This is a genomic window from Dehalogenimonas sp. NIT-SK1, assembly GCF_055384165.1.
Map to the genome: position 1 here is coordinate 592201 of NZ_AP042352.1, position 14498 is coordinate 606698.

15 protein-coding genes are annotated in these 14498 nt (G+C 49.6%); 7 read left to right on the top strand and 8 right to left on the bottom strand.

Going from position 1 to position 14498, the window contains the following annotated elements; translation table 11 throughout:
• Positions 1-70: 70 nt before the first annotated feature.
• The 6 genes from folE to mobB all read right to left on the bottom strand — a co-directional run bounded on the left by folE (position 71) and on the right by mobB (position 5650).
• Positions 71-631: a GTP cyclohydrolase I FolE gene (folE, locus tag ACZ48S_RS03160; protein WP_464213989.1), complete on the bottom strand. Its 561-nt coding sequence runs from the start codon at positions 629-631 to the stop codon at positions 71-73.
• A gap of 10 nt (positions 632-641) precedes the next feature.
• Positions 642-1226 carry a flavin reductase family protein gene (locus ACZ48S_RS03165; protein ID WP_464213991.1) on the bottom strand — a complete coding sequence of 195 codons (585 nt, stop codon included), beginning with the start codon at positions 1224-1226 and terminating at the stop codon, positions 642-644.
• Positions 1227-1254: 28 nt separating this feature from the next.
• Positions 1255-2307, bottom strand: a complete 1053-nt coding sequence (gene thrC / locus ACZ48S_RS03170; protein ID WP_464213993.1) for a threonine synthase — start codon at positions 2305-2307, stop codon at positions 1255-1257.
• The gene (locus tag ACZ48S_RS03175) at positions 2308-3606 is read right to left on the bottom strand and encodes a homoserine dehydrogenase (protein WP_464213995.1); all 1299 of its coding nucleotides are present in this window, start codon (positions 3604-3606) and stop codon (positions 2308-2310) included. It abuts the gene before it with no gap.
• Between the two features lie 21 nt (positions 3607-3627).
• Entirely contained in the window at positions 3628-4917 is a 1290-nt protein-coding gene (locus tag ACZ48S_RS03180; protein WP_464213997.1) for a peptidylprolyl isomerase, read from the bottom strand.
• Positions 4918-4984: 67 nt separating this feature from the next.
• Positions 4985-5650: a molybdopterin-guanine dinucleotide biosynthesis protein B gene (gene mobB / locus ACZ48S_RS03185; RefSeq protein ID WP_464213999.1), complete on the bottom strand. Its 666-nt coding sequence runs from the start codon at positions 5648-5650 to the stop codon at positions 4985-4987.
• Between the two features lie 124 nt (positions 5651-5774).
• Between mobB and ACZ48S_RS03190 the strand changes: the two genes are divergently transcribed.
• From ACZ48S_RS03190 to ACZ48S_RS03220, 7 genes are all read left to right on the top strand, one after another.
• The gene (locus ACZ48S_RS03190; protein ID WP_464214001.1) at positions 5775-6554 is read left to right on the top strand and encodes a fumarylacetoacetate hydrolase family protein; all 780 of its coding nucleotides are present in this window, start codon (positions 5775-5777) and stop codon (positions 6552-6554) included.
• A 150-nt stretch (positions 6555-6704) separates the two neighbouring features.
• Positions 6705-7265 (top strand): cob(I)yrinic acid a,c-diamide adenosyltransferase, encoded by a 561-nt coding sequence (locus tag ACZ48S_RS03195; RefSeq protein ID WP_464214003.1) that lies wholly within the window; start codon positions 6705-6707, stop codon positions 7263-7265.
• 17 nt (positions 7266-7282) lie between these two features.
• Complete coding sequence (fbp, locus tag ACZ48S_RS03200; RefSeq protein WP_464214005.1) at positions 7283-8374, top strand: fructose-1,6-bisphosphate aldolase/phosphatase; 1092 nt, start codon at positions 7283-7285, stop codon at positions 8372-8374.
• Positions 8375-8505: 131 nt separating this feature from the next.
• Positions 8506-9132: an RdgB/HAM1 family non-canonical purine NTP pyrophosphatase gene (rdgB, locus tag ACZ48S_RS03205; RefSeq protein ID WP_464214008.1), complete on the top strand. Its 627-nt coding sequence runs from the start codon at positions 8506-8508 to the stop codon at positions 9130-9132.
• 132 nt (positions 9133-9264) lie between these two features.
• Positions 9265-10335 carry a sugar phosphate nucleotidyltransferase gene (locus tag ACZ48S_RS03210; protein ID WP_464214010.1) on the top strand — a complete coding sequence of 357 codons (1071 nt, stop codon included), beginning with the start codon at positions 9265-9267 and terminating at the stop codon, positions 10333-10335.
• A gap of 31 nt (positions 10336-10366) precedes the next feature.
• A complete protein-coding gene (gene acs, locus ACZ48S_RS03215; RefSeq protein WP_464214012.1) occupies positions 10367-12349 on the top strand; it encodes an acetate--CoA ligase in 1983 nt (660 codons plus the stop codon).
• A gap of 103 nt (positions 12350-12452) precedes the next feature.
• Positions 12453-12872: a rhodanese-like domain-containing protein gene (locus ACZ48S_RS03220; RefSeq protein WP_464214014.1), complete on the top strand. Its 420-nt coding sequence runs from the start codon at positions 12453-12455 to the stop codon at positions 12870-12872.
• Between the two features lie 30 nt (positions 12873-12902).
• Here the strand turns inward: ACZ48S_RS03220 and ACZ48S_RS03225 are convergent, their stop codons facing one another.
• Complete coding sequence (locus ACZ48S_RS03225) at positions 12903-13682, bottom strand: carbon-nitrogen hydrolase family protein (RefSeq protein WP_464214016.1); 780 nt, start codon at positions 13680-13682, stop codon at positions 12903-12905.
• Positions 13683-13792: 110 nt separating this feature from the next.
• Positions 13793-14494 (bottom strand): response regulator transcription factor, encoded by a 702-nt coding sequence (locus ACZ48S_RS03230; RefSeq protein WP_464214018.1) that lies wholly within the window; start codon positions 14492-14494, stop codon positions 13793-13795.
• Positions 14495-14498: the final 4 nt, after the last annotated feature.

Below are 14498 nucleotides of genomic sequence, written 5' to 3' on the forward strand. Positions count from 1 at the left end.
TAATTACAGAATAGTCCGCGGAAAGGTCGATGTCAATAGCCCCATATCAAATTGAATAAATGTAAAGTGGTTACTGAATAAGCGACATAAATTCAGCGCGGGTGGCTGGACGGCGAGCGAAACCGCCCCGAAGGGCTGAGGTGATTACGCTGGAGCCGGGTTTTTTGATGCCGCGCATGGTCATGCACATGTGCTCGGCGGTGATGACCACTCCGACGCCGTCCGGGTGAAGGCCTTCCACAATAGCATCGGCGATTTCCGTTGCCATGCGTTCCTGTATCTGGGGGCGGCGGGCAACGGTTTCCACTACCCGGGCCAACTTGGAGATGCCGACGACGCGGCCATCTCGGCCGGGGACGTAGCCGATATGGACTACTCCGGAAAAGGGCAATAAGTGGTGTTCACACATGGAGTGGAAAGGGATGTCTTTCAGGATGACCATCTCCCGATGACCGAGTTCATAGCCTACCTTGAGGTCATCGGCCGGGTTCTTATCAATGCCGCTGAAGATTTCAGCATACATCCGGGCGACGCGCTGGGGGGTCTCCCGCAGACCTTCCCTCTCCGGGTCATCACCGATGGCTTTAAGCATCTTCTCAACGGCGGCGGCGATGGCATTCTGATCAATCACTTTTAAACTCCTAAAAGTTGTCCGGTCGAGAGAACTTTTCTCGCTCCCGCGCCTCAACCACGGCTTGAAACCGGGTGATGTATTTGTCATTGCCCATGTAGAAGGCCGGGGTAAGCTTTTTTAAATTAAGAATATCATCGGTGGCGAAATACTCGTCCGCGGTATGCACAGCCACGATTTCACCAACCAGCAACTGGTGGTCACCGAACCGGCGGTCCTCTACCAGTTTGCACTCAAAGGCGGCGTAGGCATCAGTCAATATGGGGGTGTTGCTTTTCAGGGGAGTTTCCCGGCTGATATTAAAAGCGGCGAATTTATCAACATCACTGCCTTTGCTGCCGCCCAAAGCCGCAAGCAAGCCGGCGCTGGAAGCAGGCAGGAAATTGACGCTGAACTCTTTGCTGCGGGCAATCATATCGTAGGTGTGCCGCTTGGGAGCTATTGATACACCGAAAAGCGGCGGGCTGAAAGACAAAGGGGTATGCCAGGCGGCAACCATGGCATTGGCGCGGCCGTCATCGAAGGCGCCGACTACCGCGGCCAGACGGGGATAATGCTGATAGAAAGCACCGATTTCCTCTGAGATCTTTTTCATATCCGGTTACCTCCGAGTTTGATTTCGGCTACCAGCCCAGCGCTTTTTCTACCGCCGACAGTTCCGGCGGAATTTCGTTGAATTCTCCTGAAAAGCCTTTAATGGCTGTATCGGCATCCTTGAGACCGCTGCCGGTAATCACGCAGACAATCTGCTCACGGCTGAAATCGTGCCCCTGCTGCTGTAACTTGAGCAGACCGGCCAGGGACGCGGCGGAAGCAGGTTCACCAAAAATCCCGCCGCGTTCAGCCAATGTGCGGTATGCCTGGAGTATCTGCTCATCTCTGACCATATCTATCAAACCGTCAGACTCGTCACGCGCGGTCTCAGCCTGCTTCCATGAGGCGGGGTTGCCGATGCGGATAGCAGTAGCAATTGTTTCCGGGTTTGTTACCGTGTGTCCAAGAACTATGGGGGCGGCACCTGATGCCTGAAAGCCCATCATCCTGGGAACTGTAGAAACAACACCGGTATCACGGTATTCTTTGAAGCCTTTCCAGTAGGCGGTAATGTTGCCGGCATTGCCTACCGGCAGAAAAAGACGGTCCGGTGCCCGATTAAGCATATCACAGATTTCAAAAGCCGCGGTTTTCTGGCCTTCAATTCGATAGGGATTAACGGAATTTACCAGGGCAACCCGGCGTTTTTGGGTCATTTCACGCACCAGTCGGAGGGCATCGTCAAAATTCCCGTCCACCATAACAATTTTGGCTCCGTAGACAATGGCTTGAGCCAATTTGCCCAGGGCTATCTTACCATTGGGTATGATTATTACCGATTCAATACCCGCGGCGGCAGCATAAGCCGTGGCCGAAGCTGAGGTGTTGCCGGTGGAGGCACAGGCTATGGCCTCATAACCCTCTTCCAGCGCTTTGGCGACAGCCATGACCATGCCGCGGTCTTTGAAAGAACCGGACGGGTTGCAGCCCTCTAGTTTAAAATAAAGCTCTCCGACATTAAGTTCCCGTTCCAGCCGGGGTGAGCGCACCAGGGGGGTGTCACCCTCTCCCAGGGTGATTAACGGTGTCTTTTCGGAAACCGGAAGATACTTGCGGTAATTAGCCAGTACGCCATTTTTCATCTAAAGACCCACCCGGATAATATTGACCGCCTTGATGCAATCCAAAAGCTGCAGGGCTTCAATCGCACGGCGTATGGCTGATTCACGGGCTAAGTGCGACATGATAACCACCTCAGCGGATTCGGAGGCTTCATCCACTTCCTTCTGGAGCACCGAGGCAATGCTGATGGCGTTATCATTAAAAATTGTCGCTACCTCAGCCAGGACACCGGGCTGGTCAGCTACGGTGAGCCGGAAATAGTACTGGGTTTTAATTTCACTGGCCGGCAGCAGGCGTTTCTTGCCATCCAGCCGCCATCGCATTCGGTTGCCGACACCCAATGCTTTATCCTGAGCCGCTGCCATGATATCGGCGATCACCGCCGAGGAAGTGGCTGAAGGGCCGGCGCCTTCGCCGGAGAATATAACGTCACCGACCAGGTCGCCATTTATCAGCGCAGCATTATAAACACCGTCTACCTTGGACAAGAAGTTATCGTGGGGCAGCAGTACCGGGTGAACGCGCAGTTCTACTTCGCCATCATCAGCTTTAGCGATGGCCAGTAATTTTATGACGAATCCCAGCTCTTTGGCATATGTGAAATCTTTGACTTCGAGGCGGGTTATTCCTTCGCGAAGAATATCATCCGGCTTGAATTCAGTACGGAAAACCATCATGGACATGATGGCCAATTTATATATTGAGTCGTATCCTTCAATATCATTAACCGGATTACGTTCGGCGTATCCCAATCCCTGCGCTTGACGCAAAGCATCAGCGAACTCAATACCCTCAGAGTCCATCTGGCTGAGGATGTAATTAGTGGTGCCGTTGATGATGGCGTAAATACCTTTAATGTTGTTGGCCGACAGGTCGTACTGCAGCGGTTCCAGCAGCGGAATACCGCCGCCTACGCTGGCTTCAAAGCGCAGACTTACATTATGCTGGTGCGCAAGTTCCAGCAATTCCGCGGCGTGCTTGGCAATTACTTCCTTATTGGAGCTGACAACGTGGCGGTTGGTGGAAAGTGCCCGCGAAAGGTAATGGAAGGCCGGGAACTCACCGCCGATGGCCTCAACGATTATATCGATGTCGGGAGTATCGAAGAATTCATCATCGTCAGTGGTGAAAAGACCCGGAGGGAATTCCGCGATTATCGGCCTGGTCATATCCTGGGAGGCGACCTTTATCTTTTTCAACTCTACGGAACAGCCAACCTGTTCGGCCAGTCGATCGGCACGGTCACGCAATCCGCGGGCTACGGCGCTGCCGATAACGCCGATTCCGATAATTCCAACACCTATACTTTTTTCACTCATATCAACCAAGTCATCCTTTATCTAATTAACAGATTGTTCAGCAATGAGGTCCTTAAGTTCGTCAGTAAGCTCTATTCTTTCGATAATATTGTCCGGGTTATCAGCCAGTTCATCCAGCCAGTCAGAAAAAGCCCGGTCCAGCAGTTTTGCCCGGTTATCATCTGAATATTCGCGGTCTTCTTCAACAGCGGATATCTTGTAAAGCCAATAGGCGCCGGTGGTGCTTGTGTCCTCAGATTTAATGGGCGGGCTGATCGCGTCAACTTCGGTATCCTCATCGAAAACATAATCAGCAAAAGGTAAACTACCATCGTCATCCGGGTTCAATAGACCCAGGTCGCCGTCCTCAGATTTGGAGGCGGTATCCTGGGACATATCTTCAACCACAGCGGCAAAATCCTCGCCGTCAAGCAAACGCTGACGGGCTTCCTTCGCTTTTTCAATGGTGGGCAGCAATATGCCGAAGACTTGGACCTGAGTCTCTTCTTCGACCTGCTGTCTGTCCGTTACCTTGACTATCCAGTAGCCCAGGTCTTTGCTCTTGGCTTCGTCATAAAAATAACCAATGTCGCCGGCAGAGGCTGAATCCACCTTTTCATCCAATCCGTCCGCTTTTAACAGCTCATCAAGGAAGCCGGGAGGATTAAATCCCATATCGCCTTTATTTTCTACGGTTGTTTCATCCAGGGAAAGCTCCTCGGCGATATCGGCAAAGCTTTCACCAGCCTCCAGGCGAGATTTAACTGTTTCAGCCTGTTCGGAACTTTCAAGCAGCATAACCAAGCTCCGGCGCTGTTCTCCTGAAGTGGGGACAATGTTTTCAAAATGATCTTCATTAAGTTTCTGGTACAGCAGTGAACTAAAGACTATATCCCGGGTGACCTGATTATCATCAAGTTCAGCTTCGTTTATCCGCTCTTTCACTTCCTTATCACTGACAGTAATACCCATCTCCGTCGCTGCTTCTTTCATCAGCTGGTTCTGTTCTATCTGGTCCAGAACCATATCAATGTATAAATAGGCATAGGTAGATTCACCGCCGGTGTAGAAATTTACCATTTTGGATACGTATGCCGCGTTGTAATCAACACCGTTAACGGTGATAATCGTTTTCTGCAACGGCAGATAAACTGGAACCAGCCACGATACGATTGCACCGATGCTGATAACGAGCGTCACGGCACCCACGATCCCCATGCTGACCCAGCGGGTTATTTTCTGCTGTTTTTTTTGTTTGGCCAGTTTTGACTGAGCCTTTTGCGAGAGGACTATATGGGGGTGGGCATGTTTCTTGTGCTTCTTTTTAACCAAGTGAAAGGACCTCTTTTCTCATAATATACCGAACAATGCTATTTTAAACGAAACCATCCGGCTGAAGTTAGCCGGATGTGTCGGCTTCCCGTTTTTTTAATCTAATCTCCAGCCATCTGACCGCCGGTATTCCTTTTAGGCTGGCTGCCATGGCTTCCGTTATATTGGCGATGAACTCCCGGGGGAAGGCTGACAGTTTTATCTCCGCTCCGTTAACCAGCAGACTGACGCGCTGTCCCTGGGGCAGGATATAGTTTTTCTCCAGGAAGTCCGCCATGGATACGATGTCATTTACGTCAAACATCCGGGGAGCGCTGCCGGGATATTCACCTGAGGTAACTACGGCAACTTTACTTTTCAGGTTTTCCAGGGGCTGACCGATTCCATGCCGCCAGACCTCGATTTTGGGTGCAGCGGATTGTTTAAAGCCCTCGGCGATTACCAGGTCATATTCATCGCCCAACAAACCGGCTATGGTGTCCAATGATGGTTCATCATTGGACGGTATGGTTAGAACCAATGCATCTTTGGCGCAGGCGACGGTTGCTCCGGCTCCAGCCGCGAGATGGCGCTCCGTATCCTTTTCCGGGTTGTCGGCATGATAATGCCGCGGTACATGCTTAACGGTAGCTGACTTATAGCCGCGGCGGCTAAGCTCCGGAAGCAGTTTTTCCAGATACCCGGTCTTGCCCGATTCGGAATGACCAACGAATGCCACGATGGGTGCGCTCATATATGCTCCTGAGAAAATACTGTTCCATTATAAGTTTTAGGCAGCCGGCTTTGCAAAAATACTTTATTCTCTGCCGCAGTTCTGGTTGTATGTTATGGAGACTAAAGGTTAAAATGCTACCATAATGAATATTGTCAGGTTCAAAGACCCCGATGGCATCGAGCGTTACGGTGCTATTGAAGGCGACAGCGTTATTGAAATAGCCGGTACGCCGTTTAAAGGGAGTGATTATTCGGGCCGGGTTTTCTCTGTCGAAACTGTCGATATGTTGGCTCCCTGCATGCCCAGCAAGATAGTATGTCTTGGCGTTAATTATCACGGGCATGCCAGTGAGATGGGGCACAAGGTACCGGACGCACCGCTTATTTTTCTTAAACCTTCAACCGCGGTGATCGGCCCCGGCGCGTTGATTCGCTATCCGGAGATTTCCCGCCGGGTTGACTATGAAGCGGAACTGGCCGTTGTAATAAAAAAGCCGGCCTGGAGGGTAAGCCAAGATGATGCTGCTGAGTATATACTGGGTTATACATGTTTTAATGACATAACAGCCAGGGATTTGCAGCAGCAGGATGGGCAATGGACCCGTGCCAAGGGTTTTGATACCTTCGCGGCCATCGGGCCCTGGGTGGCAACTGATATCGATGTTTCCAGTGTGAATATTGAAACCTATTTAAATGGAGAGCGCAAACAGCACGGCAATACCGCCGACCTGATCTACGGCATTGACTACCTGGTTCACTTTATTTCCCATGTAATGACATTGTTGCCCGGTGATGTTATCGCTACCGGGACTCCCAGCGGCATAGGCCCCATGCAGGCGGGTGATACCGTGGAGATTAAAATTGAACACGTCGGCACTTTGCGCAATAAAGTGATTGCCGCTGAGCAGGACAATCATTATTAAGGTTTCAGCAATAAATCAAAAACGTGCAAATTTGGGAAATGGTGGTACTTATTTCCAGTTGACACTTTTAGACGCGGCTTGTTAAACTTGAAATGTTGTACAGTTACAGTCTTGTTTTACTATATATGATACCCTATGCGGAGGCCGGTTTTGACCCAGCTCGAATCACCAGATAAAGGTTATAAATTAGAAAAAGGTCTGGTGAATATTTTTACCGGTCATGGAAAGGGAAAAACATCAGCCGCCATAGGCACCGCAGTGCGTGCCGCCGGTCACGGCCTTAAGGTTTATATGGTTTTTATGATGAAAGCCAATGAGGCCTTTGATCACGGGGAATTTAAAATCCTCAAGGCCCTGCCTAATGTAACTATTGACACTTTCGGGCAACGGGGTTGGGCCAAGCGGGGCAATGTGAAGCCGGAACATCGAGAACAGGCTCAGAAAGCTCTTAACGCGGCCGTTGCAGCCATGAATGATGGTTATGATCTGGTAATCCTGGATGAAATTAACGGCGCTATTGCCAGCAGCCTGGTCGATCTTGAAGAGGTGGTCAAGCTGGTTGAGAATAAGCCGGAGAATGTTGAACTGGTGCTGACCGGAAGATACGCTGATCCAAAACTGGTACAGATGGCCGACCTGGTATCTGAGGTACTGATGATCAAGCACCCCCTTAATGAAGGAATTCGCGCTCGCAAGGGCATTGATTACTAACAGTTGGAGGAAAACCCATGAAGGTAACCCTGAGTGTCATAAAGGCTGATATCGGAGGTTATGTCGGGCATTCCGATGCCCATCCCGATTGCATCTGTGCAGCCGACTCCGCCCTGGCCAAGGCTAAAGAAAGCGGTTTGCTGATTGACTATCATGTAACCAAATGCGGTGATGATTTACAGCTTATCATGACTCACCAGAAGGGTGAGAATAACGCAGATATACATGAGATGGCATGGGATACATTTGTGTCATGCACTGATGTTGCCAAGAAGCTGAAATTATACGGTGCCGGCCAGGATCTATTGACCGATGCCTTTTCCGGCAATATCAAGGGAATGGGGCCTGGAGCGGCGGAGATGGAGTTTGAAGAGCGACCTTCGGAACCCATTGTTGTTTTTATGGCCGATAAGACTTCATCCGGCGCTTGGAATATTCCACTGTATAAGATGTTTGCTGACCCATTCAATACCATTGGTCTGGTGATCGCTGAAAATATGCACCAGGGTTTCCAGTTTGAGGTGCATGATGTAAAAGAAAGCAAAAAAATCACCTTTACCACACCGGAAGAGATCTACGATATGCTGGTTTTTATCGGAGCGGCTAATCGTTATCCGATCAAATCGGTATATACCCGAGGCGGAGAGATAGCAGCTTCTTCCTCAACGCAGAAACTAGCCTTTTTAGCTGGCCGCTATGTCGGCAAGGACGACCCGGTGTGCATAGTTCGCTGCCAGGGGTCATTCCCGGCTGTCGGTGAGGCTCTGGAGCCATTCGCCAAACCTTATCTGGTTGAGGGCTGGATGCGCGGGTCCCATTACGGACCGTTGATGCCGGTGAGTGTGGCTGACAGTCTGCCGACCCGCTTTGATGGACCGCCCCGGGTAACGGCGCTGGGATTCCAGCTGTCCGAGGGAAAACTTGTGGGACCGCGTGATTTCTTTGCTGACCGATCCTATGATAAAGCCAGGGAAATGGCCAATGATATGGCTTATATGATGCGGGAACACGGACCTTTCGAACCCCACCGTTTGCCGCTTGATGAGATGGAGTACACCACTATGCCGCAGGTTTCCCGCAAACTTGCCGGGCGTTTTGAGCCTATTTAACGAGCAGTAATAATACTGGGGAGATAATAATCAGTTTCCTTTTTTCGGCAATGAAGTAAGTTGAAAAAAGGGAACTGTTTTTTTACTAATATTGTTTGTTTTCTCAGGTGGGAACGAATAGGGGTTTAAAATTGGGAAAAGAGTACACGGAATTATTGTTAGCTACCACCAATCCCGGAAAAATAAAGGAATATTCCAGGTTGCTGGCCGGATGTGGTTACCGACTGGTTACACCGGCTGATAAGAATATTGATATTACGGTTGCCGAGACTGGCCTCACATTTCAAGAAAACGCAATATTAAAAGCCGCAGCGTATGCTCAGGCATCAGGTCTTTTAACACTGGCGGATGATTCCGGTTTGGAAGTTGAAGCATTGGGAGGAGAGCCGGGAGTATTATCGGTGCGCTATGCCGGTTACAATACGACTGATGCCGAGAGGAACGAATTACTTCTGCGTAGATTAAAGGATATACCGGAAAAATTACGCCGAGCCCGTTTTCGATGCGTGATAGCCCTGGCTGACCCGGGCGATGACATAGGACAAACAACTGAAGGTGTCTTGGAAGGCCGCATTGCTGACTTTCCCAAAGGAAGCAACGGCTTTGGATACGACCCCATTTTTTTCATTCCTGAACTCGGTTGCACACTGGCTGAGCTTGCCTCGGCGGATAAAAACAGGCTCAGTCACCGGGCCAGGGCTGCTGAAGAAGCCAGCCGGATACTCAAGCAGTTATCGACTAGAGGAAAGCATCACTAGCACCCGTGCAATTGATTCCGATTGGTATTAACGCTTGATTTAATGGTATTAGTTCCTATAAGATAGTTGTGTCCCGCCAGTTAAGTTCCAATAAATTGATATTGAATTGTTGGAGGACGGACTCTGCAGCCTATGAAAGCGCTGATACTAGTAGGTGGCCTTGGAACGCGGTTGCGTCCGCTGACCGTTAATACCCCTAAAGCGATGATGCCGGTAACTAATGAGCCCTTTATGGCTCATGTCGTGAGGCATCTGGCCGAGCACGGGGTGTCCGAAATTATTCTTACCCGCGGCCACCTGGCGAGCCGTATGGAAGAATATTTCGACCATTGCGGCACTTATGGGGTGAGTATCACTTATGTCGATGAGCCCCGACCACTTGGAACCGCCGGCGCGATCAAAAACTGCGAGAGTTGGTTAAAAGACAGCGCCTTTTTTGTTCTTAACGGAGATATTTATTCAGATATAGATTTTTCAGCCATGAGGAGTTATCATCGGCAGAAGCATGCCCTTGCTACCATAGCCCTTACCCAGGTTGATAATCCCTCGGCATTTGGACTGGTGGAAACCGGGGATGAAGGGGAAATCCTCCGCTTTATTGAGAAACCCGAACCTAGCCAAATAACCACACGGATGATTAACGCCGGCTGTTATCTGCTGGAACCTGAAGTTTTGAATCACATTGAACTTGATACTGTTGTCAGCATCGAATGTGAAACTTTTCAGCACCTGCTTCAAAAAAAATTACCATTTTATGGTTTTGATATCACCGGCAACTATTGGATGGATATGGGGAGCCGGGAAAAATATTTTCAGCTCAATATGGATGTTTTAGAGCGTTATAAAAATTTCGAAAAGACTGTTGGGAAAGATGTAACTATAGACCCCTCAGCCGCCATTACCGGCCGGGTTATTATTGGTGACCGATGTTGTGTTGAGGCTGGGGCGGCAATTAATGGGCCTACGATTATCGGCAATGATTGCAGGATTGCCGCCGATGCCTGTATCAGCAATTCAGTTATATGGTCAGGAGTACATATCGGGGCTTGTTCCAATGTTAAGGAATCCATAGTCGCCGACAATTGTGTTATCGGTCCTGACAGCTTGTTGCAGCAAGCCGCGCTAGCCGATGGTATTTATACCACTTCCGGAATTTCTCTATGCCACACTAACGTATGGCCGGGTAGCATTTTGGATAATTAACTTAAATCATATATAAGAAAGGAAGGACATTATGACAAAAAAAGATTCCCGCGTAGCCCATTTGCCTACTGGCAGCTACTACACTCCGACCGGCGATTATGACGAGATGTATCGTCGCTCCATTGAAGACCCGGAAGGTTTCTGGGCTGAACAGGCGCAGAGCCTGGATTGGTTCAAACCATGGGAGAAAGTACTGGACTGGGAGGCTCCTTATGCCCGCTGGTTTGTCGGGGGTAAACTAAACCTGTCTTACCAATGTCTCGACCGGCATATGAAGACTGAAACCAAGAACAAAGTGGCTTTTTACTGGGAAGGTGAATTGGGGGACAGCCAGGTAATTACCTACGCTGAGCTGCATCGCCTGACCAATAACTATGCCGGCGCTCTGAAACGCATGGGTGTTGGACGGGGTGATAAAGTAGCCCTGTACCTGCCGATGATTCCAGCTCTGGCGGCTTTTATGCTGGCCTGTTCTCGTATCGGAGCTGTCTTTACCGTTGTTTTCTCCGCTTTCTCCGGACAAGCCCTGGCTGACCGTGTTGAAGATGTTGAAGCCAAGGTTATCATTACCTCTTCTGGGATGCATAGACGGGGCAAGGTGCTTCCTCTCAAGGAAAACGCTGTTGAGGCGGCTGAGAAATGTCCATGTGTCAAAAATATTATCGTTGTTAGACATACTGGTCATAAAGTCGAGATGGATCCAAAAAGAGATGTCTGGCTTGATGATATATTACCCAAAGAGGACGAATACATAGAGCCGGAATCAATGGATTCTAATGACCCTCTGTTCGTACTATACACATCCGGCAGCACTGGTAAGCCCAAGGGGATATTGCACGGCACCGCCGGCTATTCGTTGTGGATTGCCAAGACCCTGCAGTGGGCTTTCAATACCGACTCCAGCACCGTCTGGTGGTGCACTGCTGATATCGGCTGGATCACCGGTCACAGTTATGTGGTTTATGCTCCGTTGGAATTGGGCTTGACTTCAGTGATGTATGAGGGGGCGCCGGATTATCCCGGAATAGACCGCTGGTGGGCCATAATCGCCAAATATGGCGTCACCACCTTCTACACTTCACCCACCGCAATCCGCATGTTCATGCGTCACGGGGAGGAATGGCCGGCCAAGCATGACCTTTCTTCTCTGAAAGCCTTAGGTTCCGTAGGGGAGCCGATAAATCCGGAAGCCTGGTTGTGGTACTATCGGAATATAGGTCACGAGCGTATTCCTATCTCTGATACATGGTGGCAAACTGAAACCGGCGGTTTTATGATTACTCCCAGCCCAGGTATTCAGCCTCACCCATTAAAACCGGGTTCGGCTACCAAACCCATGCCTGGAGTATTACCGGCTGTGCTTGACCCCGACGGCAAGGAGCTGCCCAATGGAGAGACCGGGTTTATTGTTATTAAGAGACCGTGGCCGGGCATGCTGCTCGACATTTATCAGAATTCAGAGCTGTATCAGAAAACCTACTGGTCACGTTTCCCCGGCTATTATCTTCCGGGCGACTTCTGTATGAAAGATGAGGACAACTACCTGTGGTTGTTGGGCCGGGCTGATGAGGTTATCAAGGTAGCCGGCCATCGTATATCTACCGCTGAGTTGGAAAGCGCCATAGTCGGACATTCAGCTGTAGCTGAAGCGGCAGCCTGTTCCCGCCCGGATGAAGTAAAGGGTGAGGCAATCATTTTGTTTGTTACTCTGCGAAAGGGAACTAACCCCTCTTCAGAGATCAAGACAGAGCTGACCCGGCACCTGCGAGCTACTATTGGAGCGCTGGCTACTCCTGAAGAGATATTCTTCGTAAATCTACTGCCCAAGACGCGCAGCGGCAAGATCATGCGGCGGCTGCTTAAAGCGGTGGCCACCGGCGCCGGTGTGGGTGATACCTCGACCCTTGATGACGGCGCCTCTATTACCGAAGCTCAGGCCGCTTTTGACGAACTGACGAGCAGCGCTCATCGCTATAAGACTTCCGAAAAGAAACCGGACATAAAAGGAGACTAGCTTTTTGCCGGCCTGAGACTGAGCGGGGGCGGGTATTACCCGTCCCCGCCGTTTCTTTTTGAACTTGATAACAAAATTGAATATGCTTACTACACTAAGGAGAATGAACTTGAAAACAATAATAATGATGATATTGGCGGCAACTTTAATACTGCCTTTGGCCGCCTGCGGTGGGGATAATCCTGAGGGCCAGATTACCCGTGAAATTTCTCCGGCAGAAGCTTATACGATGATACAAGAAAACCTGGCCAGCGATGACTTTGTTCTTCTGGATGTTCGTACAACTTCAGAATATGAGGCGGGGCACATAGCAGGCGCCGTACTGCTGGATTTCAACAGCGGTAATTTTGAAAATGAAGTAGATTTACTGGACAAAAACAATAAATACTTAATTTACTGCCGCACCTCCAATCGTTCCGGTCAAGCCTTGAGCGTAATGAAAAACCTGGGATTTATGGAGGTTTATGACCTGGATGGCGGTATAGTCGCCTGGGAAGCTGCGGGATATCCTACAACCAAATAACGTTAGCCGTGAATACAGATGAATTGGGAATTAAGTTAATGGGATTACGGTAAATTCTGCTTGTAAACTATGGTTTTTAGCCATATCCCACTCAAACAACAATATAGCGGGTTCAGCATCTGAATATTCCATTAATCTGTGGCCGTTAACAGCGACGATGCTTTCGCCCCAGCTGAAATCAAGCTCCGGTTCATTTCCGGTGCGGTTGCATACCCATATGGGCAAACCTGTTTCCTCGCTGCGTTTTTCCCAGCAGCCTTCAGGGGGACATGGTAATGGAGGCCATGCGGCTGGGGATATCAGTACCTGGGCTCCTTTTTCCTTGAGTTCAGCGGCGAATTTAGGTCCCCAGGTATCAGCACAGACTAATATTCCGGCTTTCATACCGTCACACGCGATAACATTCACTTGGCTGCCAGCGGAAGCCCAGGCTTCAGCAGTATGACCGGAACTGATGCCCATTTTGCGGTGGGAACCGACGATTCCGTCCTTTTTACTGATAGCGTAAACGGTATTGTAGAGATTTTCGGAGGTTTTATCTCTCTCCTGATAACTCAGAAATAATGTAATCCCCAGTTCCGCTGAGAGCTTAATCATTTCTTGCAGCCAGGAGTCGGGCTGGGGTTCAATCCAATCGGTTCCGATTCTCTTGGCAAAATGATACCCTGGAATAAAGGTTTCCGGTGTTACTGCCATAACCGCGCCTTGCGAAGCGGCCATTTTAACCGCATTTTCAATGATTTTACGGTTGGCGTTAATATCACCTAAAACCGGCTTGAGATGAAGGAGCGCCACTTTGTATTGGCTCATATATCGGTAATTATCTTCCGTATTATAATATGATTTCACTTAGACCGGCGCACGGCAAAACACCATCGCCCCGTACTGTGATATAAGGCTTAACCTGGTAAAAGGTTTGTTTACTCAGGTTTAGCTAATTGGTAGCCGGCGCCAATCTTGGTGAGTATAAGCTTTGGGTCAGATGGATTGTCTTCGATTTTTTCTCTTAAATGCCGCACATAAACTTTGAGGCTTTCTGCCGCGCCCGGGTATTCTTCTCCCCATAACGCTTTGGCCAGGGTTGAATGGCTGACCGGATGGCCGACTGTTCTCATTAACTGGCTCAAGACAATACCCTCAGTTCGGGTAAGGTTGATGCGACGGCCATTCAGGTTAAGGTCACGCACCGAAGGACCGATGCTCATATTGCCGACGGTCAACGGTAATTCATCATTCGAGGTTTCATGACGTCTTAAGATAGCTTTCACCCGGGCCAGCAGTTCCATTTGTCGGAACGGTTTAATGATGTATTCATCGGCGCCTAATTCGAGCCCCCGTACAATATCAGCCTCTTCTCCCCTTGCGGTCAGTATAATCACCGGTACGTGGCTGAATTGTCTAATCTCTTTGAGAACGTTAAAACCGTTGGTGTCGGGTAAGCCTAAATCCAAAATCACCAGGTCCGGGTTGTTTTTTTCGACTAGACTGATGCCTTCTTCACCGGAAGGACTGGATAAAAATGTTGATTGTGCCCAACGGATTTTAAAAGTTAGAGTGACGGCTTCTACGATTTCCGCATCGTCTTCAATTAATACTACGGTCAGTTCAGGTTTATTCATCATTACT

What these genes read in the sequence shown, in the direction of transcription:
- ACZ48S_RS03165 (WP_464213991.1), bottom strand. Translation starts at nt 1,226, where the DNA reads ATGAAAAAGATCTCAGAGGAAATCGGTGCTTTCTATCAGCATTATCCC.
- thrC (WP_464213993.1), bottom strand. Translation starts at nt 2,307, where the DNA reads ATGAAAAATGGCGTACTGGCTAATTACCGCAAGTATCTTCCGGTTTCC.
- ACZ48S_RS03175 (WP_464213995.1), bottom strand. Translation starts at nt 3,606, where the DNA reads ATGAGTGAAAAAAGTATAGGTGTTGGAATTATCGGAATCGGCGTTATC.
- mobB (WP_464213999.1), bottom strand. Translation starts at nt 5,650, where the DNA reads ATGAGCGCACCCATCGTGGCATTCGTTGGTCATTCCGAATCGGGCAAG.
- ACZ48S_RS03190 (WP_464214001.1), top strand. Translation starts at nt 5,775, where the DNA reads ATGAATATTGTCAGGTTCAAAGACCCCGATGGCATCGAGCGTTACGGT.
- fbp (WP_464214005.1), top strand. Translation starts at nt 7,283, where the DNA reads ATGAAGGTAACCCTGAGTGTCATAAAGGCTGATATCGGAGGTTATGTC.
- ACZ48S_RS03210 (WP_464214010.1), top strand. Translation starts at nt 9,265, where the DNA reads ATGAAAGCGCTGATACTAGTAGGTGGCCTTGGAACGCGGTTGCGTCCG.
- acs (WP_464214012.1), top strand. Translation starts at nt 10,367, where the DNA reads ATGACAAAAAAAGATTCCCGCGTAGCCCATTTGCCTACTGGCAGCTAC.
- ACZ48S_RS03220 (WP_464214014.1), top strand. Translation starts at nt 12,453, where the DNA reads ATGAACTTGAAAACAATAATAATGATGATATTGGCGGCAACTTTAATA.
- ACZ48S_RS03225 (WP_464214016.1), bottom strand. Translation starts at nt 13,682, where the DNA reads ATGAGCCAATACAAAGTGGCGCTCCTTCATCTCAAGCCGGTTTTAGGT.
- ACZ48S_RS03230 (WP_464214018.1), bottom strand. Translation starts at nt 14,494, where the DNA reads ATGATGAATAAACCTGAACTGACCGTAGTATTAATTGAAGACGATGCG.